Below are 22,676 nucleotides of genomic sequence, written 5' to 3' on the forward strand. Positions count from 1 at the left end.
TGGTTAATTAAGAGGAAATCTCATGGCACGTATCGCTGGGGTAAACATCCCAAATCATCAACATACTGTTATCGGTTTAACAGCTATTTTTGGCATTGGCACAACTCGTGCTAACAAAATTTGTCAAACCACAGGTGTTGCAATCAATAAAAAAGTTAAAGATCTTACTGACGCTGACTTGGAAAAGTTACGTGATGAAGTAGGTAAGTTCATCACTGAAGGTGACCTTCGTCGCGAAGTAACTATGAGCATCAAGCGTTTGATGGACTTAGGTTGCTACCGTGGCGTACGTCATCGTAAGGGCTTGCCTGTACGTGGTCAACGTACTAAGACAAACGCTCGTACCCGTAAGGGCCCGCGTAAGTCTGGCGTGCAACTGAAGAAATAATCAAGAAAGTTTATTGACATGGCAAAACAACAATCCGCTTCCGCCGCTTCACAGCGCGCTCGTAAGAAGGTTAAAAAGAACGTTGCTGACGGTATTGCACACGTTCACGCTTCTTTTAATAACACCATTATTACGATCACTGATCGTCAAGGAAATGCGCTTTCATGGGCAACTTCTGGCGGCCAGGGTTTCAAGGGCTCACGTAAATCAACACCTTTTGCTGCTCAGGTAGCTGCAGAAGTTGCTGGTAAAGCTGCCGTTGAATGCGGTATCAAGAACTTGGAAGTTCAGATCAAAGGCCCAGGCCCAGGTCGTGAATCAGCAGTTCGTGCATTGAACTCATTGGGCATCAAGATCACTGAGATTCAAGACGTAACTCCAGTTCCACATAATGGTTGCCGCCCTCCTAAGCGTCGTCGTATTTAAGCTTGGAAGTTGGCAGTACAACAGTTTCAGTAGTTTTTTATTAAAGCCCACTGTTCGCCTGATTTAAAGGGCGAACTCACCGCCGGTCGTAAGACTGCGGCCAAGAAAGGAAAGCATCGTGGCACGTTACTTAGGGCCTAAGGCCAAATTAGCACGTCGGGAAGGTACCGACTTATTTTTAAAGAGCGCTCGTCGCGCCCTGTCAGACAAGTGCAAGTTAGATACTAAGCCTGGTCAACATGGCCGTACATCTGGCTCAAGAACATCTGATTACGGTAATCAATTGCGTGAAAAGCAAAAGGTTAAGCGTATCTATGGCGTATTAGAGCGTCAATTCCGTCGTTACTTCGCAGAAGCTGAGCGTCGTAAGGGCAACACTGGCGAAACATTGCTCCAGTTGCTTGAGTCACGTTTAGACAACGTGGTGTATCGCATGGGCTTTGGTTCTACACGCGCTGAAGCACGTCAGTTGGTTTCTCACTGTGCAATTTTGCTCAATGGTAGCCCTGTCAATATTCCATCTATTCAGGTTAAACCTGGTGATGTTGTTGCCATTCGTGAAAAAGCGAAGAAGCAAGCCCGTATTACCGAATCACTCAATTTGGTTGGACAAATGGCAGCTGTTACTTGGGTTTCGGTTGATGCAGCTAAGCTCGAGGGAACATTTAAGCAAGTGCCTGACCGCGAAGATATTAGCGGTGAAATTAATGAAAGTTTGATCGTTGAATTGTATTCACGCTAATTAGGCACTCTCAAGGAAAAAATATGCAAACAAATTTGCTCAAGCCAAAGATTATTTCTGTTGAAGCGCTTACCGCCAACCAAGCTAAGGTTGTTATGGAGCCGTTCGAGCGTGGCTATGGCCACACACTCGGAAATGCATTACGTCGCGTACTCTTGTCCTCGATGGTTGGTTATGCGCCAACTGAAGTAGCTATTGCCGGTGTTGTTCATGAGTACTCCACATTGGATGGAGTTCAAGAGGACGTAGTAAACCTCTTGTTGAACCTCAAAGGCATTGTATTTAAGTTGCAGTCACGTGATGAAGTTACTATCAATTTGCGTAAAGAAGGCCCAGGCGTTGTTACAGCAAAAGATATTGATTTGCCACATGATGTAGAAATCATGAACCCTGATCATGTGATCGCTCACTTGTCAGCTGGTGGTAAGTTGGACATGCAGATCAAGGTTGAAAAAGGCCGTGGTTATGTACCTGGTAACGTTCGTCAGTACAGCGACGAAGCTACTAAAATCATTGGTCGTATTGTGTTGGATGCCTCATTCAGCCCTGTAAGCCGTGTTAGTTATGCTGTTGAGTCTGCTCGTGTTGAGCAACGTACCGACCTCGATCGTTTAGTAATGACGATTGAAACAAACGGTGTGTTGTCTCCTGAGGAGGCAATTCGTCAAGCAGCTAGCATCTTGGTTGACCAATTAGTTGTATTCGCGGCTCTTGAGAGCAGCGAAGTTTCTGGTGATTTAGCACCAAGCCGCTCATCAATGGTTGATCCAATGTTGATGCGTCCAGTTGATGATCTCGAGCTCACAGTTCGCTCTGCAAACTGCTTGAAGGCTGAGAACATTTACTACATCGGTGACTTGATTCAACGTACTGAGAATGAATTGTTGAAGACGCCTAATCTGGGTCGCAAATCTTTGAATGAAATCAAAGATGTATTGGCTGCTCGTGGCTTAAGTCTTGGCATGAAACTCGAAAGCTGGCCTCCAGCCAACCTCGAGAAATAATTAGAAAGGAAGCATCATGCGTCACGGAAACGGCTTACGCAAACTTAACAGAACATCATCACATCGCTTAGCGATGCTGCGCAACATGTCCAATTCACTTTTGGAGCACGAAGTCATTAAAACGACTTTGCCAAAAGCAAAAGAATTGCGCATGGTTGTTGAGCCCTTGATTACCTTAGGTAAAAAAGATAACTTAGCAAACCGTCGCTTAGCATTCAATCGCACACGTGATCGCGATATCGTAGCTAAACTCTTCACAGAGCTTGGCCCACGTTACGCAACACGTCCAGGCGGCTACCTTCGCATTTTGAAGTTTGGCTTCCGTCATGGCGACAATGCACCAATGGCTTTGGTTGAGTTGGTAGATCGCCCAGAAGTTGAAGAAACAGCAGTAACTGAAGAGGCTTAAGTCTCGGTGTTACGGTAAAAAGCCAGGCTTCGGTCTGGCTTTTTTCATTTATCAGGTTATAAATACAAAATGTCTGAAAACTCCCCAGCCAATTCCAGCAAGCTTTTGGTGGTGCTAACGAGTCTTCCTAATCTGGAGGTTGCCACAGGCTTGGCACGGTCCTTGGTAGAGAAGCATTTAGCTGCTTGTGTGCAGCTGACGGATGGCATTCATTCGATTTATCGCTGGGAGGGCAAAGTTTGCGAGGAGCAAGAAGTATTGCTTTCTGCAAAAACGACTGAATCAAAGTGGCCTGAGATTTCAGCCTTTATTCAAAGCGCGCATCCTTATGACTTACCAGAAATATTAGCCTTTTCTCCAGAGCAATATGAAAAGCAATACGGCAAGTGGGTTCAGTCTGAGGTACATTCAAAGCCATGAGAATGCATTCCTTTGTAGCAAAGATCTTCGCCCTATTTTTATTCCTGTCCGCGCAAGTTTTTGCTGCGCCGGATTTCTTGCCCCCAGAGAAAGCGTTCCGAGTGGAGGCTACTTGGTTAGAAAATTCCAATCAAGTGGAGTTGGAATTTTTGCCTGCTAAAGGCTATTACATCTACCAAGAATCTTTAAAGTTCCAGGCGGGGACGCAGGCCGAGAAGCTAAGTAATATAAGGCCTTCATTGCCAGCGGGTGTGGTGAAGTTTGATGAAACCTTTCAGAAAAAATTACAAGTTTATAAAGAGCCTTTCTTAGTATTTTTAGATGTGAAGCCTGCCGATGGCAAGCCGATCCATGCAGTAGTAACACTGCAAGGTTGCGCGGAGGCAGGCATTTGCTATCCACCCATGACCCTGAAATTTTTACTCGCCGGCCCCGGAGTTAAAGCAGCTCCGATTCCAGATTCTTTAGATGGTATGCCTTTATCAAGCCCCCAGGCTAGTGGTGAATTCAGTTTGGCTGATTTATGGCGTGAGCGTGATGACGTCAATGCTATTGCTCGCTTTTTAGAAAGCACTTCAACTACTTATTTATTTCTAGCTTTCTTTGTATTGGGGCTTGCGCTCGCTTTTACACCCTGCGTCCTTCCCATGTTGCCTATTTTGTCGAGCGTTATCTTTGGCACTCAAGACGGTAAGGCTGTAACCAAGGGGCGTGCCAGTATCTTAGCGCTGGCCTATGTCTTGGGTATGGCATTGGTATACGCCTTGGCAGGAGTGCTTATGGCGGCCCTTGGCGGGAGCGTACAGCGGGCTTTGCAGAGTCCCCTCGCATTAGCTGCTTTTGCCCTATTACTTTTAGCCCTTTCAGGAAGTTTGTTTGGTTTATATGACCTTCGGTTACCGCAATCATGGCATCACCATGTAGATCGGTTGGCAGGGCGTCAAAAGGGCGGCAATGTATTTGGTGCTTTTGCTTTGGGGGGTATTTCTACTTTAGTGGCCAGCCCCTGTATTACTGCGCCCCTAGCGGGCGTTTTGGCCTTTATTGCGCAAACCGGCTCGTTGAGCCTGGGCGCAGGACTCCTTTTTATAATGGCCTTAGGAATGGGTCTGCCACTATTCTTTATTGCGATTGAGGCCCGTATTCTGATTCCATCCACGGGTATTTGGATGGTCTATTTGCAGCGTACCTTGGGAGTTCTTCTGGTCGCCACGGCAGCATGGATTGCCTCGCCATTACTCCAGAAAAATGATGTTGCGGGAACTGCAAAATTAGTCAATGGCCAGAGTATTCATCAAGTAGGTGATTTATCTTTTGTGGTGATTCATTCGCCTGCAGAGTTAGATGCGCAACTAAGCAAAGCCAAGGAAGAGAAGAAAGTGGTTCTCCTAGATTTTTATGCAGACTGGTGTATTAGCTGTAAGGAGATGGAAGTAAATACCTTTAAAAATCCAGAGGTAAGTAAAGAGCTAAAACAGTTTGTCTTATTGCAGGCAGACGTTACTGCAAATAGCTCTGAGAACCAGGCATTACTTAAGCGCTTTGGCTTATTTGGTCCGCCAGGAATTCTGATCTTCAATCAAAACTCAGAAGAGCTAAAAGACCAACGTGTGATTGGCTATATGCCACCCCAGCGTTTTATTGAGCGATTAAAACAAGCAGCAAGCACTCAATAAAAAATCAAATTCGTTTTTTATTTGCCTGCTGCGTTTGTTTTAAGTAGGCGTGCTGCTTCGAGTGCAAAGTAAGTCAAAACACCATCAGCACCTGCGCGTTTAAATGCGAGCAGCGATTCCATCATCACAGCATCGTGATCTAGCCAGCCATTTTGTGCAGCAGCCTTGAGCATGGCATATTCACCGCTTACTTGATAGGCATAAGTGGGGTAGTCAAACTCTTCGCGGACGCGACGCACGATATCCAAATAAGGCATGCCAGGCTTCACCATGACCATATCTGCACCTTCGCTGATATCGAGAGCAACCTCCCGCAAAGCCTCGTCGCTGTTGGCGCAATCCATTTGATATGTTTTTTTATCGGCTTTACCTAGGTTTTTTGCAGAACCAACTGCATCTCTAAAGGGGCCATAAAAAGCAGAAGCATATTTAGCTGAGTAAGCCATGATTCGGGTGTGAATTAAATTCTTTTGCTCGAGTGCTTCACGAATTTTTCCAATGCGCCCATCCATCATGTCTGATGGCGCAACGATATCAACACCAGCTTCTGCTTGTGCAATCGCTTGCTGAACTAAGATCGCAGTCGTTTCATCATTCAGAATACGACCTTGCTCATCGAGCACGCCATCTTGACCATGGCTTGTATATGGATCAAGCGCTACATCGGTCATGATGCCTAAATTGGGGAAACGTTTTTTGAGTTCGCGAACTGCTGAAGGAATCAGCCCTTTTGGATTAAAGGCTTCCTTACCATCGGGCGTTTTTAATCCGCTATCGATTACTGGAAAAAGCGCAAGTACCGGAACGCCTAAATCTACACATTCTTGAGCAACCGGCATGAGTAGGTCTAATGAAAGACGATTAACACCGGGCATAGAGGCAACTGCTTCAGATTTGCCTTGACCTTCAAGTAAAAAGACGGGGTAGATTAAATCATTCGCCGAAACGCTGTTCTCTTGCATAAGGCGACGTGACCAATCATCACGACGCATGCGGCGAGGACGATGTCCAGGAAAATTAAGCAATGAATTAGTTGGTGATTTCATCTTCATGAGTTTCTGCTTCAAATAGCCATTTAATAATTAAATTATCTGCCTCTTCAAGGCCAATCCGTTTGGTGCTTGAAAATAATTGTGCCGTAAGTTGCTTAGAGTCACCAGTTCCATCCGGTAGGGCTGGGTCATATTGCTGCAGTCGCTTAGTGACCGCCTCAAGCGCATGCTTACACTCGCTTTTATTCAATTTGTCGCACTTACTCAGCAAAACATGAATTGGCTTGCCGGTAGGGACAAACCACTGAATCATTTGCTCATCCAGGTCGGTTATTCCGCGTCTAGAGTCCACAATCAGGATCATGCCTACTAACTGCTCCCGCTCTTGCAGGTAGTCGCTTAGAAGGGCATTCCAGTGGTATTTGGTCTCGTGATTGACTGCTGCATAGCCATAGCCTGGTAAGTCAACCAAATAAGCTAGCAGGTCATCTTTTGCAAAAACACCGAAATAGTTGATATGTTGGGTGCGTCCAGGCGTTTTACTGGCAAAAGCCAGCCTTTTTTGGTTGCAAAGGATGTTAAGGGCGCTAGATTTCCCCGCATTTGAGCGGCCAGCGAAGGCCACTTCTCGCAGCGGAGTGGCAGGCAGGCAATGGGTCTCATTGACTGTGGTGGCGAATCGGGATTGAAAGAGTTTAGACATGTCCAGAAGCTATTGTAAAATCACGCAAAATCATGAAATATCTCATGGTGTTGGGTAAAAGTTTATAAATGCAGGGCCCAAACACTTTTAGGAATTTTTGCCAAGGTAAACATAATGCGTCAAACCTCTCAAATCTCCAAATTAACTGGCTTACGGGCTGGTTTTGCGGCTCTCTCCATTTTCGCTCTGATCGGCGTATCCGGTACAGTTTTTGCTACTGATGCCGCTCCTATGGCAGCTGCTCCAGAAGCTAAAGCAGAAGTTCCAGGTAAGCCTAAGGTTGATCCAGCTGCCGGTGAAGCGCTGTATTCAAATGGCGATGCAACTCGTGGCGTAACTGCCTGTATCACTTGCCATGGCCCTAAAGGGCAAAGTGCGATTGGTACATGGCCAAAGCTTTCCGCTCAGCATGCTGCGTACCTCACAAAGCAGTTGAAAAACTTTAAAGAAGGCACTCGCGCAAATCCAATCATGATGGGTATGGCAGCCACCTTGACTCAGCAAGATATGCAAAATATTTCCGCTTTTTTAGCTAAGCAGCCAATCTCCCAGGGTGTTGCTCAAGATAAAGAAACAATCGCATTAGGCCAAAGTATTTATCGTGGTGGTATTGCAGCAAAAGGCGTTCCAGCTTGTGCTGCCTGCCACAGCCCAACAGGCGCTGGTATTCCTGCTCAGTACCCACTCCTTGGCGGTCAATGGGCTGAATACAATAATGCCCAGTTGCTAGCTTTCCGTGAAGGCGTGCGCACCAACAGTAGCCAAATGACAACGATTGCTTCAAAGCTTTCGGATAAAGAAATGAAAGCGGTAGCTGATTACATCGCAGGTTTGCATTAATAAGCCAAAGTATTAAAACAAAACCCCGCTACTTCAGCGGGGTTTTTTATTCTCTAAAACTTTTACAGATTATTAATTTGGCAAAACTGTTTCCGATGAAAACAAGTCGGCAGTTTTTTCACGGGCACGAATTACGTAAGCATTTTTTCCGTCAACCATAATCTCTGCAGGTTTAGGGCGTGTGTTGTAGTTGGATGCCATTACAAAACCATAAGCGCCAGCAGACAGAATAGCCAGAAGGTCACCTTCTTCTACAGCGAGATGACGATCCCTTCCCAGCCAGTCGCCAGATTCGCAAACAGGGCCAACGATGTCGTAGGTTAAGGCTTTTGTTGCTTTCATTTGTACTGGCACTATTCCATGATGTGCTTCATATAGGGCGGGGCGCATCAGTTCGGTCATTGCTGCATCAACAATGCAGAAGTTCTTTTCAGCGCCAGGCTTTAAATACTCCACGGTGGTTAGTAGCACGCCAGCATTGCCAACCAATGACCTGCCTGGCTCAAGCACAACGTCTAGGTGACCAAAACCACGCTCAGCCACTCGATTCAACAAGGTGTTCGTAAATTCAGTAATGTCTGGCGGAGTTTCATCGCTATAAGAAATGCCAAGACCACCACCGAGATCGAGATGGTGTATCACAATACCTTCCTTCTTTAATTGCGCAACAAGATCTAAGACTTTATCCAGGGCATCTAAATAGGGGGCAGTAGTAGTGATCTGTGAGCCAATATGACAATCAATTCCGACTACATCTATTTGAGAAAGTTGTGATGCTTCATGATAGGTTTTTAAAACCTCGTGATATGCGATGCCAAATTTATTACCCTTAAGTCCAGTGGAAATATAGGGATGGGTTTGCGCATCTACATCAGGATTAACGCGCAAAGAAATTGGGGCGCGGCAGTTGAGTTCAGTGGCTACGCGATTAATTTTGTGTAGTTCCGCAATCGATTCCACATTGATACATTTGACGCCAGCCTTGAGGGCAGTGGCAATCTCGGCGGCAGATTTACCTACGCCAGCAAATACTAAGCTCTTTGGGTCTGCGCCAATTGCTAATGCACGAGCCAACTCGCCGCCGCTTACTAAATCAAACCCGGCCCCCAGTTTTTTAAAGCAATCAATCACCGCTAAATTGCTATTGGCTTTCATGGCATAGTGCACGCGGGCACGACGTTTACCATTGCTATCAACGCATGCCTTGTCGTAGCCTTGGTAGGCTTCAGTCAATGCTTTTCTACTATAGATATACAGCGGCGTACCAAATTCTTTTGCTAAATCTGCAAGTGGAATTTCTTCGGCATACCAATTGCCATCGCGTTCAGTAAACCCAGATAACTTAGGAAGGGGAATTGCTTTGCTTGTCATTACTTGGCCGATGAAGAATTGCTTGGGCTAGCGGAGGTTTGAGGTGGGTACAGCTTGCCTTTAGGTTCCGGCTCTGTAGGAGCTGGGGGAACTGGTGGCACATTTGGCATATATAGAGGTCCCCTTACCCCACACCCAACAAGGGATATTAGAAGGCTAAAGCAGAGGGTTCTATTAAGAATCGCTATCATGAATGTCTCTAAAACGAATGATTGAATATAGCATGCAGGACTCCGGTATGAATCCAAATAATCCAGGCGTAGAAACCATCGATGACAAGCAGTTTTACCAGCTGGGAAGTAATTTATTGCATTCCATAGAAGTGGCATTGGAGACTGCGGACGAAGCCTTAGACCTCGACCTGGATATTGAACGCCAAGGCGGGAACGTGATCAATATTCGTTTTAAGGATAAAAGTGTCATCGTGATCAATACCCAACCACCTTTGCATGAGATTTGGGTCGCTGCCAAATCAGGCGGATATCACTACCGCTGGGCTGGCACGTTGGCACAACCCTTGTGGCTCGATACCAAAACAGGGAAAGAACTATTAAGCGACTTGACTGAGTTTGCGAGCGCTCAGGCTGGTCAAGCAGTCAAAATGAGTTTGATTTAAGCTGCGCCAGTAGCGCTTAAAGTTTCAATCACTTGGGCATCATCTACGCTTTTAATCTGGGCTTTACCAATTTTTTCTAAAACAACGTAACGGATCTGCCCACCCTCAGTTTTTTTATCAACTTGCATGAGCTCCATATAGCGCCCCGCACCAAACTTTGGCGGTGTAATAGGTAAATTCATAGATTGGATGATTTTGGTGAGGCGCTGAACATCAGCGTCGCTAATGTAATTGAGTCGACGCGATAGATCTGCTCCCATCACCATGCCGCATCCAACAGCTTCACCATGTAACCATTCCCCGTAGCCCATGCCCGCTTCAATTGCGTGACCAAAGGTATGACCAAAATTGAGGGTGGCACGGATACCGCCCTCCCTTTCATCTGCAGAAACCACGGCAGATTTAATTTCACAAGAGCGTAAGACCGCGTGGCCCATTGCTCCTGTATCGCAGGCTAGCAGCGGCGTAGCATTGGATTCAATCCAGTCTAAGAATTGGGCATCTGCAATAGCACCATGCTTTACAACTTCAGCAAGACCAGCAGACAGCTCTCTCGGAGGTAGAGTCTTTAAGGTATTTAGATCGGCAATCACAGCGGCCGGCTGATTAAAGGCGCCAATCATATTTTTACCTAGCGGATGGTTGATGCCAGTTTTACCGCCAACGGAAGAATCTACCTGTGCAAGCAAGGTAGTGGGAACTTGGATAAAGCGGATTCCACGCATAAAGCTGGCTGCCGCAAATCCAGTCATATCGCCAATAACGCCACCACCTAGGGCAACCAACATGGTGTGGCGATCAGCACCAAACTTTAAAAGGTCATCAAAAATCAACTGCAGATTTTTCCAGTCTTTATATGACTCGCCATCAGGTAGAACAATTGTTCTAACAGGCTTCCCAAAAGTGCTGAGCGTTTTAGTCAGGCGCTCGGCATAGAGAGGAGCAACCGTAGTGTTACTTACGATGTAAATAGAGCTTGCTTTTTCACAGGCCTTAAATAAGCTTGCTTGATCAATCAGATCTTTGCCAATATAAATTGGGTAACTGCGATTGCCAAGATCAACTTTAAGTGTTTTCATCATAGTGCCAATGTATTTAAGCGGAAAGTTCAAGCTGCATGATTAAGGTGTTGACTAGTTGATTAACGCTGGGCTTACCAGTCTCAATCACATGGTCAGCGATTTCACGATACAGAGGATCGCGAACGGCATATAAGTTTTCTAAAATCTTTTTGGCATCCCCATTTTTTAGTAAGGGGCGACCCTCCCCACCTTTGGTACGATGCCAAAGTTCAATTGGGTTTGCGTGAAGATAAATCACGGTGCCACCTTCACTTAATGCCTGTCGATTTTCTGGTGAGAGAACAGCGCCACCGCCGGTTGCCAAAATAATATCTTGCTCGGCAGTGATTTCACGGATGGCTTGCGCTTCTCTTTTGCGAAACCCTTCTTCGCCTTCCATTTCAAAAATGACCGGAATTTTTACGCCACAGCGCTCTTCAATGACATGGTCGGCATCTAGAAAGCGACGACCTAATTTTTTTGCCAAGACTTTACCGACGGTCGACTTCCCAGCGCCCATGAGACCGATTAGAAAGATATTGTTTGTCGAGGAGTTCACCCTCCGATTCTATTAGGGTTTGTCGAGAACGGTCGGAGTTAAAAAGACAAGTAGCTCGGTTTTATCTTGTAATTTGGATTTGTGGCGAAAAAAATGACCAATGAGGGGTATATCGCCCAAGAGCGGGATTTTGACTTCGTCTTCCCGTTCGGTAGTTTGGAAAATACCACCAATGATGGCTGTCCCGCCGTTTTCAACGGTGACCTCTGAGCTCAGGCTTTTGGTGTCAATGGCATATCCCTGTTCTGTTTTCATACCTACCGTGTCCTTATTAATGCCCACTAGCATTGATATCTTTCCGTCTGGATGGATTTTTGGCAAAACCTCTAGGCGAAGGTTTGCCTTTCTAAATTGCAACTTGCTGCCATTTTGATTCGAGGTTTGATAGGGTAGTTCTGTGCCTTGCTCAATGGTTGCCTTCACTTGGTCGCCAGTCATGATGCGTGGGTTTGAAAGAATCTTTCCCTGACCTTCAGACTCAAGCGCAGAAAGTTCTGCCTGCAAAATGCGGCTTCCATTTCTGGAGACTAAGGTTGCCGCCATGGTTGCTGGATTAAAACCACTCAAACCAGCGCCACCCAGATCCATGCTGCCAATCAATTTTTGATCTGTTTTATCTCCGACACCATTAGCTTGATATCCCAGCTTGACCCCTAGCTCACGAGCAAAGCGTTCATCAGCCTCAACTATTCGGGCTTCTATGAGGATTTGCCTTGGACTATTAATGTGGTCTCCACCAAAAGGAAGGGCGGCGTCTTCACGTCGGAATTTCTGAAAGGCTTGGATTTCTGCATGGGGTCCAATCCAATAGATTTCTCCGTTGCGCACCAGTCTTAAGCCGCGGCTCGCCAGAATGGAGTGAAGGGCTGTTTGCCAGGGGGTATTTCTAAGGTCTATAGAGACCCTCCCCTTAATGGATTCACTTAATAAAAAATTGGTATTACCCAATTTCGCCATAGTTTCTAAAAGTTCAGTTAATTCAATATCAGTAAATTGCAGGCTAATAGGGATCAGGAAATGATTTTGTGAAGGCGTATTACCCATTGCGGTATTGCTCGATAAAAGCATCAATACAGCTAACCAAGAGGTTATCAGTTTGAAGTATTTCTGGGGGTTATTTAGACTGAGCTTCATTCGCTTTTTGAAGCCTTCAGAACCACAGATTTGCCTTGGGGATGCATTAGGGTCACTAGTGATTTTTCGATAGAACTTAGGCGCCATTCCCCTAAAACCTGCGCCCCCTTCTCAAAGGCAAGATGGCTTTTCCCTGTATGAAAATAGGCTTGCTGGGTATTGCCCATTTGGGATGTTCCAAGGTAGCGCCAGCGGCGTAGCTCCGACTCATGGGTTGGAGCTTGCGGCCTGTTGGGAGCTCTTGTTTCTGCCTTTCTTTCCTTTAAAGAGTGAATACTTACTTCTATTTCATCAATTGCTAGATATAGCTCATCCTGATCTTGATTAATTTGATCACGCATTAATAGCATCTCCTTTTTCAATTCAGAGATCTGTTGTTGGGATGCCTCCAAAGCATCTTGGGATTGCTTATTCAGCGAGGTGTAGGCTACAAAAAATACAATAGCTGCTGCCAACAAGACGCCAATCAAGGCGATTGGAAGTGCAATTCCTTGGAGCGAATTTCTGATCTGAATAGGACTTAAAGGCTCCGGGAAGAGATTGTTTCTGCCTTGGTTTGGAGCTCTAGACGGCGTGCTTTGTTGGGGAGGTGGTTTACGGATTCCATGGGGGTCGGGGATGGCTGGATCATCGCCAAGATCACTCAGAATTTCATCAAAAGATTGGCTGGAAATATGGCGTGCGGGCATGCCCATATTCTTCTGTTTTGGGTGCTGAAAATCCATCAGCCTAGATTGAACCCACCGTCAGAAATCAGATCTTATCTACAAGCGATACAAGGATTTTGGAGGTTTTAGGGGAATTGTCTAAGCACCCTATAATTTGAACATATGGCCTTACCTCCAAAAGACAAGCCGCCGCTGAATCAGCGTCCCATTCGTCCATCCGATAGACGCCCTCGGAATTCACGAGTTGAGCCTGGCTTGCAGCGCAAGACTTCTAGTAATCCACTCGTAAAGGCTTTACTGATCATCAGCGTAGTCTTTGCTTTGGTAATCACGCTATTGATGGGTTATGCGTTCTTGGTCGCAAAACCCAATCTTCCGAAGATCTCTGCTTTAACGGATTACAACCCCAAGACTCCTCTGCGTATTTACACAGCAGACAAAGTGTTGATTGGTGAGTTTGGCGAGGAGCGCCGCAAGGTCATTCCTTTAAACGAAATACCGATGAGTATGCGCAACGCCGTATTAGCAATTGAGGATGACCGCTTCTATTCTCACGGTGGCGTCGACTATGTTGGAATTTTGCGGGCAGCAGTAACCAATTTACGCGGACACCTTTCGCAAGGTGCGTCCACTATCACCATGCAGGTGGCTCGCAACTTCTTTCTCAGCAATGAAAAAACCTTTAGCCGAAAAATTTATGAGGTTCTCCTGGCCTGGGAGATTGAGTCTCAATTAACCAAAGACAAAATCTTGGAAATCTATATGAACCAGATTTTCTTAGGTCAAAGAGCATTTGGATTCTCTAGTGCCGCACAAATTTATTTTGGAAAAGAGCTCAAGGACATCACAATTGCAGAATCAGCGATGTTGGCTGGCCTGCCAAAGGCGCCATCAGCCTATAACCCAGTGAGCAATTTCCGCCGCGCCAAGATTCGTCAAGAGTACATTCTTCAGCGCATGCGTGATCTGGGTTACATCACGCCAGAGGAATACCAAAAAGCGATGATTGAAGAATTACATATTCGCGGCCTAGGTAATGAGTTTGCAGTTCGTGCTGACTTCCCCGCTGAAATGGTTCGTCAATTACTCTTCACGCAGTATGGTGAGGCAATCTATTCTCAGGGGATCGACGTCTACACGACTATCTTGAAGGCCGATCAAGATGCTGCTTATAAAGCAGTCCGACGTGGAATTTTTGAATACGATTTACGGCATGCTTATCGTGGACCAGAGGGTTTTATCGATCTTCCTGAAGACTCTGTGAAACGCCAGCGCGCGATTGATGAGGCATTGCTTGCTTATCCACAGTTAGATGATTTGCAGTCTGGCATTGTGCTTGATGTAAAGCCAAAAGAAATGCAAGTCATGATTTCAACCGGAGACACCATCACTATTAAAGGTGAAGGCATGAAGTTGGCGGCTGCCTCTATTACTGATAGTGCTCAGCCCAAAAAACGCTTACGCCCAGGCGCTATAGTGCGTTTGTTATCTGATGGGGGAGTTTGGAAGTTGGCTCAACTTCCGCAAGTTGAAGCTGCTTTTGTCTCCATGAATGCAGAGACAGGTGCAATTCTGTCTTTAGTAGGCGGCTTTGATTTCCGTCGTAATCAATTCAATCACGTGACGCAAGCTTTGCGTCAGCCTGGTTCCTCATTCAAACCATTTATCTATGCTGCTGCAATTGAAAAAGGCTTTACCCCAAGTACGATGGTGAACGATGCACCTTTATCCATTGGCAGCATGGAGACTGGTAGTCAGGCCTGGGAGCCAAAAAACTACGATGGTAAATACGACGGCATGATGCGCTTGCGCAATGCCTTGGCAAAATCAAAGAACTTAGTATCGGTTCGCATTATCCGTGCTATTGGCCCCTCTTATGCGCAGGAATATATTCAGCGTTTTGGCTTTGAACCAGAAAAGCATCCCCCTTACTTAACAATGGCTTTGGGCGCGGGTTCTGTAACCCCGTTGCAGATGGCCTCTGCTTATAGTGTGTTTGCCAATGGTGGTTATCGTGTAGATCCATTCTTGATTGACAAGATGGTGGACTCTAAAGGCGCCGTCATGTTCGAAGCAAAGCCTACGCATGCGGGCGAAGATGCGCCTCGTGTACTGGATGCACGCACTGCATTTGTGATGGACAGCATGCTGCAAGAAGTAACCAAGACGGGTACCGCAGCCTCAGCGCGTGGTAAGTTGGGACGCAGCGACATTGCAGGTAAAACAGGCACAACGAACGATTCGCACGATGCCTGGTTTGCTGGCTATAACCCTAAAGTAGTTGCGATTGCATGGATTGGCTTTGATAAGCCTGCGAGTTTGGGCGATCGAGAGACTGGTGGCGGACTTGCTTTGCCAATGTGGATTTCTTATATGGCGACTGCGTTAAAAGATAGCCCTCAGATCTCCCGCGAAGTGCCAAGCGGCGTAACGCAAGTTGATGGCGACTGGTTTATCCCGGACTTCTCTACTAACGGCGGTGTGCGCGAACTGCAATAGTTCGTTTTCAACATGGCACGGCAAGCTCGCACAGTAATACCAGGCCAAGCAATGCATGTGATGGTCCGCGGCAATAATCGTGAAACTATTTTCTTTGCCGATGAAGATCGTCGCACTTATCTAGAGTGGCTGCGTGAAGCTGCTAGGCAGTTTGGTTGTGCTGTACATGCGTTTGCTTTAATGCCCAACCATGTGCATTTACTTATGACTCCCCAAAGTGAAGATTCGCTTGCGAAAACAATGCAGTCTCTAGGCCGCCGTTATGCCCAATACTTCAATCAACAGCACCGCCGCTCTGGAACTATTTGGGAGGGGCGCTATCGCTCGTCTTTGATTGACCCAGATTATTTTTTACGCTGCCAGCGTTATATAGAGCTCAATCCGGTGAGATCTGGTTATGAATCTCATCCCCAAAGCTCTACATGGACTAGTTTTGCAACCCACATTGGTGGCAATGCGGAGCCTTGGTTGGTAGATCATCAGCATTTTTGGAGGTTGGGTAATACCCCTTTTGAGAGGCAGATGAGCTGGTCGAACTTTGTAAAAGAGGGCGCGCCCCACTGGGAAGACCGCCAAATCACAGAATCTCTATTGCGATCCAAGCCTTGGGTCAGTGATATTTATGCCAAAAAGCTCTTTAAAGATGCTCCGGAGCTTGCATTAATTCGCCACCGTGGGCGTCCTAGAAAATTTAATATATTAAATTCAAGCACTTAGGTAATTAATAGTTTCCCTATACCCCAAATAGGGTATTGAGAATTACGACTCTGTCCCCATATATAGAATTCATATTGGTGCGACATCAAAATAAATGGGACAGACTCATTTTATTTCTATTGCATCGGTATGGGTATTCACCTATATTGGATCCTCCAAAAGTAATTAGGCCTTTGTCGCCCCTCGGAAATACTATGACTACAAAATTAAATACAGATCTTCGCCCTATCGCTCAGGGTTTATATGACCCTAGTAATGAGCATGACGCTTGCGGCGTAGGATTCGTTGCACATATCAAAGGTAAGAAATCTCATGAGATCGTTTCTCAGGGTTTACAGATCCTTGAGAATTTAGATCACCGGGGAGCAGTTGGTGCTGATCCGTTAATGGGCGATGGCGCTGGTATCTTGATTCAGATCCCAGATACTTTGTATCGCGAAGAAATGGCTAAGCAAGGCGTGACTTTGCCACCATTAGGTGAGTATGGCGTTGGCATGATTTTCTTGCCGAAAGAGCATGCTTCCCGTTTGGCATGCGAACAGGAATTAGAGCGCACTGTGCGCTTAGAGGGCCAAGTTGTTTTAGGTTGGAGAGATGTTCCAGTAGATGTGAAATTGCCGATGTCTCCAACAGTACAAATGACAGAGCCATTTATCCGTCAAATTTTTATTGGCCGTGGCCGCGACATCATGACAACGGATGCGCTAGAGCGTAAGTTGTATGTGATTCGCAAAACAGCAAGTCATGCAATTCAAGATTTGCATTTAAAGCACGGTAAAGAATATTTCGTTGCATCAATGTCCGCTAGAACCATTGTTTACAAGGGTTTGCTGTTAGCCAATCAAGTGGGCGCTTATTACCAAGACTTGCAAGACAAGCGCACTGTATCCGCGCTTGCTTTGGTGCATCAGCGTTTCTCCACCAACACTTTCCCTGCGTGGGAATTGGCGCATCCGTATCGCATGATTGCGCACAATGGTGAGATCAACACTGTTAAGGGTAACGTCAATTGGGTCAATGCACGCGAGGGTGCGATTAGCTCCCCAGTGCTTGGTGATGACCTACAAAAACTCTGGCCATTAATTTATCCAGGTCAGTCAGACACTGCGTGTTTTGATAACTGTCTAGAGTTGCTGGTGATGTCTGGCTACCCATTAGCTCAAGCCATGATGATGATGATTCCTGAGGCATGGGAACAGCACGCATTGATGGATGACAATCGCCGTGCTTTCTACGAATACCACGCAGCCATGATGGAGCCATGGGATGGACCTGCGGCGATGGCATTTACTGATGGTCGTCAAATTGGCGCAACCTTGGACCGCAACGGTTTGCGTCCAGCACGTTATTACGTAACTGATGATGATTTGGTCATCATGGGTTCTGAAGCTGGTGTATTGCCAATTCCTGAGAGCAAGATCGTTCAAAAATGGCGTTTGCAGCCAGGCAAGATGTTCATGATCGACATGGAGCAAGGTCGCATCATTGATGACATTGAATTAAAGGATGCGGTATCTAAAGCTAAGCCATATAAGAGTTGGATCGATGCAGTTCGTGTGAAGCTTGATGAGGTTGATGCTAGCAAGGCAGACTTAATTGATGAGAAAACGACTATTCGTCCAGCAGCTAAATTATTAGACCGTCAACAGGCATTTGGTTATACGCAAGAAGACATCAAATTCTTGATGGCTCCAATGGCCATGAATGGTGAAGAGGCTATTGGTTCAATGGGTAATGACAGCCCATTGGCTGTTCTTTCTAATAAGGACAAGCCTCTCTATAACTACTTTAAGCAATTATTTGCGCAGGTGACCAATCCTCCAATCGACTCGATTCGCGAGAATATGGTGATGTCCTTAGTTTCTTTCATTGGGCCTAAGCCTAATTTATTAGATACCAATAACATCAACCCTCCAATGCGTCTAGAAGTGAGTCAGCCAATTTTGGATTTTGATGACATCACCAAGATTCGTCACATTGGTCACTACACTAACGGCAAGTTCCGCTCTTACGAATTGGATATTTGCTATCCAGCGTCATGGGGCAAAGCTGGCATTGAGGCTCGCTTGGCATCTTTGTGTGCTGAGGCTGCAGATGCCGTACGTTCTGGCTACAACATTTTGATCGTGAGCGATCGTCAAGTTGATGAGAAGCATGTCGCCATTCCGGCTTTGCTGGCAACTTCTGCTATTCATCAGCATTTGGTGCAAAAAGGTTTGCGTACCAGCGTTGGCTTAGTGGTTGAAACTGGCAGCGCACGTGAGACTCATCACTTTGCACTCTTGGCTGGTTATGGTGCAGAAGCCATTCATCCATACCTCGCCATGGAAACTTTAGCTGAAATGGCTAAAGGATTGTCTGGAGACTTATCTGCAGAAAAAGCTGTGAAGAACTTTGTAAAAGCAGTCGGTAAGGGTCTACAAAAGGTCATGTCCAAAATGGGCATCTCCACTTACATGTCCTATACCGGCTCACAGATTTTTGAAGCGATTGGTTTAAATCACGACATCATTGATCAGTACTTCAAAGGTACTCCATCAAACGTCGGCGGTATCGGCGTATTTGAGGTGGCTGAAGAAGCTTTACGTATGCACACAGCTGCATTTGGTAACGATCCAGTTTTAACCAATATGCTTGATGCTGGTGGTGAATATGCTTTCCGTATTCGTGGTGAGAATCATATGTGGACTCCAGACACGATTGCGAAGTTACAGCACTCCACACGCATTGGTGCTGAGAAGGGCTATCAGACTTATAAAGAGTACGCCAACATCATCAATGATCAAACCAAGCGTCAAATGACTTTGCGTGGTTTGTTTGAATTCAAGCTCGATCCAGCAAAAGCGATTCCATTGGATGAAGTGGAATCTGCAAAAGAAATCGTTAAACGTTTTGCAACGGGCGCGATGTCCTTGGGTTCTATCTCTACAGAAGCACACGCTACTTTGGCCATTGCTATGAACCGTATCGGCGGTAAGTCCAATACTGGTGAGGGTGGCGAAGATCCAAATCGTTATGTGAATGAACTCAAAGGCATCCCAATCAAGAAGGGCGAGACTTTAGCCAGCATCTTGGGTAGCGATGTGGTTGAGGCCAATATTCCATTATTGGATGGCGACTCATTGCGCTCCAAAATTAAGCAGGTTGCTTCTGGTCGTTTTGGCGTGACTACAGAGTATTTACGTTCTGCCGATCAGATTCAGATCAAAATGGCCCAAGGCGCTAAGCCTGGGGAAGGTGGTCAGTTGCCTGGTGGAAAAGTATCCGATTACATTGGTAAGTTGCGTTTCTCTGTGCCGGGTGTAGGTTTGATTTCTCCCCCTCCGCATCATGATATTTATTCGATTGAGGATATTGCTCAACTGATTCATGACTTGAAGAACGTTAATCCAAAGGCTGACGTTTCTGTGAAGTTGGTATCTGAAGTGGGCGTTGGAACTATTGCTGCTGGTGTGGCAAAAGCTAAGGCAGACCACGTTGTGATCGCTGGTCATGATGGCGGTACTGGTGCATCTCCACTGTCTTCAATCAAGCACGCCGGCTCCCCATGGGAACTCGGCTTGGCTGAAACACAGCAAACATTGGTTCTCAATGGTTTGCGCAGCCGTATTCGTGTTCAGGCTGATGGTCAGATGAAAACAGGCCGTGACGTAGTGATTGGCGCTTTGTTAGGCGCAGACGAGTTTGGTTTTGCAACAGCTCCATTGGTAGTTGAGGGTTGCATCATGATGCGTAAATGTCATTTGAATACCTGCCCAGTTGGTGTTGCAACTCAAGATCCTGAACTGCGTAAAAAATTCTCCGGCAAGCCTGAGCATGTGGTGAACTTCTTTTTCTTTATCGCTGAAGAAGCTCGCGAGATCATGGCACAACTCGGCATTCGCAAGTTTGACGACTTAATTGGTCGTGTTGATTTGTTAGATACCCGTAAAGGCATTGAAAACTGGAAAGTGCACGGTTTAGATTTCAGCAAGATATTTGCTGAACCACAAGTAGCAAGCGAAGTTCCACGTTACCAAGTATTAACTCAAGATCACGGCCTAGCTAGTGCACTTGATAACATCTTGATCGAGAAGAGTGAGCCTGCATTAGAGCGTGGCGAGAAGGTTTCCTTCATTGTTCCGGTGAAGAACGTGAACCGTACTGTAGGCGCAATGCTCTCTGGAGAAGTTGCCCAGCGTTATGGTCACGCAGGCTTGCCGGATGACACGATACACATTCAATTAAATGGCACGGCTGGTCAAAGCTTTGCAGCCTTCTTGTCACGGGGAATCACATTAGACTTAGTTGGCGACGGTAATGACTATGTTGGTAAAGGTTTGTCTGGTGGACGTGTGATTGTTCGTGCTCCTCATGAGTTCCGTGGCGATACCGCTAAGAACATCATCGTTGGCAATACCGTTCTTTATGGGGCAATTGCTGGCGAATCCTTCTTTAATGGCGTAGCTGGGGAGCGTTTCGCAGTTCGTAACTCTGGCGCTACAACGGTTGTTGAGGGTACTGGCGACCATGGTTGTGAGTACATGACTGGTGGAACAGTGGTTGTATTAGGCGCGACAGGCCGTAACTTTGCTGCAGGCATGAGCGGCGGCATTGCTTATGTTTACGACGAGGATGGCTTGTTCGATAAGCGTTGTAACACCAGCATGGCAACACTAGAAAAAGTGCTGCCTTCTGCTGAGCAAATTGCCAAGATGCCGAAGTCCGAATGGCATGCTCCTATCGATGTAAAAGATGGTGGCGAGCGCTTGACTGATGAGCAAATTTTGAAGGGCTTGATTGAGCGTCATTTCCGTCACACTGGCTCTGAGCGTGCTAAAGCGCTCTTGGCTGATTGGGAAAATGCTCGTGGTCGTTTTGTGAAAGTTCTCCCTACTGAGTACAAGCGTGCTCTTGGTGAATTGTGGGAAAAAGCTCAGAACAAAACTGTTACGGCATAAGCCACTTAATTAATAAAGATATTAAGAAAAGATACTAAGGATTCGATATGGGTAAGGTCACTGGATTTATGGAGTTTGAGCGCGTCGGTGAGACGTACGAAGCACCGGTTAAACGCCTCCATCATTACAAAGAGTTTGTGGCGGCATTAACCGATGAAGAGGCGAAGATTCAAGGCGCACGTTGTATGGATTGCGGCATCCCATTTTGTAATAACGGCTGCCCAGTGAATAACATCATTCCTGACTTCAATGACTTGGTATTTCAGAATGACTGGAAGAATGCATTAGATGTTTTACAGTCAACCAATAACTTCCCAGAATTTACTGGTCGTATTTGCCCAGCACCTTGCGAAGCTGCTTGTACTTTAGGGATCAATAGCACTGCAGTCGGTATCAAGTCTATTGAGCACGCCATTATTGATAAAGGCTGGGAAAGTGGTTGGGTTAAGCCTCAGCCACCTAAGACCAAGACAGGTAAGAAGATAGCAGTAGTTGGTGGTGGCCCAGCGGGTATGGCGGCTGCACAGCAATTGGCTCGCGTTGGTCATGACGTCACTGTATTTGAAAAGAATGATCGTGTTGGTGGCTTACTGCGTTACGGTATTCCTGATTTCAAAATGGAAAAATGGTTGATTGATCGTCGCGTAGAGCAGATGCAGGCTGAAGGCGTCAAATTTGAGACTGGTGTTTTCGTTGGTAAAGAGGCGATTGGTGCCGAAGTAAAAAATTACTCCACTAAGACAGTTTCTCCCGAGCAGCTGATGAAGGACTTTGATGCGGTAGTGATCACTGGTGGTGCAGAGCAGCCACGTGATTTACCGGTTCCAGGTCGTGAGTTGGCTGGCGTGCACTATGCTTTGGAATTCCTGATTCCGCAAAACAAAGAAAATGCTGGCGATTTCAAAAATGAAATTCGTGCAACTGATAAACATGTAGTTGTTATTGGCGGTGGTGACACAGGTTCAGATTGCGTTGGCACTTCAAATCGTCACGGCGCAACCAAGATTACTCAGTTTGAATTGCTCCCGCAGCCTCCAGAGTTAGAGAACAAGCCTTTGGTATGGCCATATTGGCCTACTAAGTTGCGCACCTCCTCTTCTCATGAAGAAGGCTGTGATCGCGACTGGTCTGTTGGAACTAAGCGTTTTGAAGGTAAAAACGGCAAAGTTGAGAAGCTGATTGGTGTTCGTCTGGAGTGGAAAGACGGCAAGATGGCAGAAGTACCAAACTCAGAATTCGAAATTAAGGCAGATTTAGTACTCTTGGCCATGGGTTTTGTATCTCCAGTTCAACAGGTATTGAATGCGTTTGGCGTTGAGAAAGATGCCCGTGGCAATGCAAAAGCAACTGTAGATGGTCAAAATGCCTATCAAACCAACGTTCCTAAGGTATTTGCTGCTGGTGACATGCGTCGCGGACAGTCTTTGGTAGTTTGGGCAATTCGTGAGGGTCGTCAATGCGCCCAAGCAGTAGACCAGTATTTAATGGGGTCATCTGTTTTACCCCGATAA

General features: G+C 46.2%; 21 protein-coding genes. 13 read left to right on the forward strand and 8 right to left on the reverse strand.

The features are described from left to right. Positions 1-22 precede the first annotated feature (22 nt). From rpsM to dsbD, 7 genes are all read left to right on the forward strand, one after another. Positions 23-388, forward strand: coding sequence for a 30S ribosomal protein S13 (gene rpsM / locus ICN44_RS07110; RefSeq protein ID WP_071464450.1), 366 nt, complete (start codon positions 23-25; stop codon positions 386-388). Positions 389-406: 18 nt separating this feature from the next. Beyond that, on the forward strand, positions 407-814 hold the full coding sequence (gene rpsK / locus ICN44_RS07115; protein WP_011901923.1) for a 30S ribosomal protein S11: 408 nt from the start codon (positions 407-409) through the stop codon (positions 812-814). A gap of 118 nt (positions 815-932) precedes the next feature. Further along, on the forward strand, positions 933-1,556 hold the full coding sequence (rpsD, locus tag ICN44_RS07120; protein ID WP_011901924.1) for a 30S ribosomal protein S4: 624 nt from the start codon (positions 933-935) through the stop codon (positions 1,554-1,556). Positions 1,557-1,579: 23 nt separating this feature from the next. Continuing rightward, positions 1,580-2,560, forward strand: coding sequence for a DNA-directed RNA polymerase subunit alpha (gene rpoA / locus ICN44_RS07125; protein ID WP_215321281.1), 981 nt, complete (start codon positions 1,580-1,582; stop codon positions 2,558-2,560). Positions 2,561-2,576: 16 nt separating this feature from the next. Further along, positions 2,577-2,969, forward strand: a complete 393-nt coding sequence (gene rplQ / locus ICN44_RS07130) for a 50S ribosomal protein L17 (protein WP_072582073.1) — start codon at positions 2,577-2,579, stop codon at positions 2,967-2,969. A 69-nt stretch (positions 2,970-3,038) separates the two neighbouring features. Further along, positions 3,039-3,389, forward strand: coding sequence for a divalent-cation tolerance protein CutA (gene cutA, locus ICN44_RS07135; RefSeq protein ID WP_216263289.1), 351 nt, complete (start codon positions 3,039-3,041; stop codon positions 3,387-3,389). Beyond that, positions 3,386-5,065: a protein-disulfide reductase DsbD gene (gene dsbD / locus ICN44_RS07140; RefSeq protein WP_216263290.1), complete on the forward strand. Its 1,680-nt coding sequence runs from the start codon at positions 3,386-3,388 to the stop codon at positions 5,063-5,065. Before cutA ends, dsbD begins: the two co-directional genes overlap by 4 nt. A 17-nt stretch (positions 5,066-5,082) precedes the next feature. Here dsbD and hemB read toward each other — a convergent pair whose 3' ends face one another. Both hemB and yihA read right to left on the reverse strand, forming a co-directional pair. Beyond that, positions 5,083-6,117: a porphobilinogen synthase gene (gene hemB, locus ICN44_RS07145; protein ID WP_216263291.1), complete on the reverse strand. Its 1,035-nt coding sequence runs from the start codon at positions 6,115-6,117 to the stop codon at positions 5,083-5,085. Next, a complete protein-coding gene (gene yihA, locus ICN44_RS07150; protein ID WP_216263292.1) occupies positions 6,095-6,760 on the reverse strand; it encodes a ribosome biogenesis GTP-binding protein YihA/YsxC in 666 nt (221 codons plus the stop codon). The genes hemB and yihA overlap by 23 nt, the downstream gene beginning before the upstream one ends. A 114-nt stretch (positions 6,761-6,874) precedes the next feature. Between yihA and ICN44_RS07155 the strand changes: the two genes are divergently transcribed. After that, complete coding sequence (locus ICN44_RS07155) at positions 6,875-7,600, forward strand: cytochrome c (RefSeq protein WP_216263293.1); 726 nt, start codon at positions 6,875-6,877, stop codon at positions 7,598-7,600. Between the two features lie 72 nt (positions 7,601-7,672). Here ICN44_RS07155 and lysA read toward each other — a convergent pair whose 3' ends face one another. Both lysA and ICN44_RS12415 read right to left on the reverse strand, forming a co-directional pair. Then, complete coding sequence (gene lysA, locus ICN44_RS07160; RefSeq protein WP_216263294.1) at positions 7,673-8,971, reverse strand: diaminopimelate decarboxylase; 1,299 nt, start codon at positions 8,969-8,971, stop codon at positions 7,673-7,675. Continuing rightward, the gene (locus ICN44_RS12415) at positions 8,971-9,162 is read right to left on the reverse strand and encodes a lipoprotein (RefSeq protein ID WP_215358843.1); all 192 of its coding nucleotides are present in this window, start codon (positions 9,160-9,162) and stop codon (positions 8,971-8,973) included. The genes lysA and ICN44_RS12415 overlap by 1 nt, the downstream gene beginning before the upstream one ends. Positions 9,163-9,164: 2 nt before the next feature. Between ICN44_RS12415 and cyaY the strand changes: the two genes are divergently transcribed. Further along, complete coding sequence (gene cyaY, locus ICN44_RS07170; protein ID WP_255537479.1) at positions 9,165-9,587, forward strand: iron donor protein CyaY; 423 nt, start codon at positions 9,165-9,167, stop codon at positions 9,585-9,587. Here cyaY and aroB read toward each other — a convergent pair. Genes aroB through ICN44_RS07190 form a run of 4 tightly spaced genes read right to left on the reverse strand, consistent with a single transcriptional unit; the run spans position 9,584 to position 13,066 of the window. Then, the gene (aroB, locus tag ICN44_RS07175; RefSeq protein ID WP_255537519.1) at positions 9,584-10,666 is read right to left on the reverse strand and encodes a 3-dehydroquinate synthase; all 1,083 of its coding nucleotides are present in this window, start codon (positions 10,664-10,666) and stop codon (positions 9,584-9,586) included. The two genes, cyaY and aroB, sit on opposite strands and share 4 nt — an antisense overlap. Positions 10,667-10,682: 16 nt before the next feature. After that, entirely contained in the window at positions 10,683-11,207 is a 525-nt protein-coding gene (locus ICN44_RS07180) for a shikimate kinase (RefSeq protein WP_215321288.1), read from the reverse strand. Between the two features lie 12 nt (positions 11,208-11,219). Further along, entirely contained in the window at positions 11,220-12,341 is a 1,122-nt protein-coding gene (locus ICN44_RS07185) for a secretin and TonB N-terminal domain-containing protein (RefSeq protein WP_255537480.1), read from the reverse strand. Further along, positions 12,338-13,066: a hypothetical protein gene (locus ICN44_RS07190; RefSeq protein WP_216263296.1), complete on the reverse strand. Its 729-nt coding sequence runs from the start codon at positions 13,064-13,066 to the stop codon at positions 12,338-12,340. The genes ICN44_RS07185 and ICN44_RS07190 overlap by 4 nt, the downstream gene beginning before the upstream one ends. Before the next feature lie 105 nt (positions 13,067-13,171). On the opposite strand from ICN44_RS07190, the gene ICN44_RS07195 reads away from it, so the two are divergent. From ICN44_RS07195 to ICN44_RS07210, 4 genes are all read left to right on the forward strand, one after another. Then, entirely contained in the window at positions 13,172-15,508 is a 2,337-nt protein-coding gene (locus ICN44_RS07195; protein WP_216263297.1) for a penicillin-binding protein 1A, read from the forward strand. Positions 15,509-15,520: 12 nt separating this feature from the next. Next, positions 15,521-16,225: a transposase gene (locus ICN44_RS07200; RefSeq protein WP_216263298.1), complete on the forward strand. Its 705-nt coding sequence runs from the start codon at positions 15,521-15,523 to the stop codon at positions 16,223-16,225. A 194-nt stretch (positions 16,226-16,419) separates the two neighbouring features. Further along, on the forward strand, positions 16,420-21,165 hold the full coding sequence (locus ICN44_RS07205) for a glutamate synthase-related protein (RefSeq protein WP_216263299.1): 4,746 nt from the start codon (positions 16,420-16,422) through the stop codon (positions 21,163-21,165). 47 nt (positions 21,166-21,212) lie between these two features. Beyond that, positions 21,213-22,676, forward strand: coding sequence for a glutamate synthase subunit beta (locus ICN44_RS07210; RefSeq protein WP_216263300.1), 1,464 nt, complete (start codon positions 21,213-21,215; stop codon positions 22,674-22,676).

It is taken from the genome of Polynucleobacter sp. JS-Fieb-80-E5 (assembly GCF_018882015.1).
In the GTDB taxonomy this organism is placed as follows: Bacteria; Pseudomonadota; Gammaproteobacteria; order Burkholderiales; family Burkholderiaceae; genus Polynucleobacter.